This is a genomic window from Psychrobacter sp. TB55-MNA-CIBAN-0194 (genome assembly GCF_040309505.1).
Taxonomy (GTDB): domain Bacteria; phylum Pseudomonadota; class Gammaproteobacteria; order Pseudomonadales; family Moraxellaceae; genus Psychrobacter; species Psychrobacter fozii.
The window spans coordinates 1-261 of record NZ_JBEOOW010000434.1 but is presented as its reverse complement, the minus strand read 5'-3'; the positions used below and the strand labels follow the sequence as shown (position 1 = coordinate 261).

1 protein-coding gene is annotated in these 261 nt (G+C 52.9%); it reads right to left on the bottom strand.

Translation table 11 applies throughout. The features are described from left to right. Positions 1-261, bottom strand: a 261-nt coding sequence (locus AAEY75_RS15770; RefSeq protein WP_352260123.1) for an MFS transporter, incomplete at both ends; no start/stop codon positions are given.

Here is a 261-nt window from a genome sequence, read left to right as displayed (position 1 = left end):
ATCATGGCCGCGCCAACACCTTGCGCGACCCGAGCGATAAGTAGTCCAGTAATGGAAGAGGACAAACCACAGGCCAGTGACGCAATGCCAAATACCCAAACGCCCATGATGAATAAACGTCGACGCCCGAAGTTATCGCCTAAACGTCCGCCCATTGCCAAGCACACGGCAAAGCCAACACCATACGCTGCGACCATCAACTCTAGTTGAAGGTGACTGGCATCCAATGATTCTGCAATAGAAGCCAGTGCCACATTGACG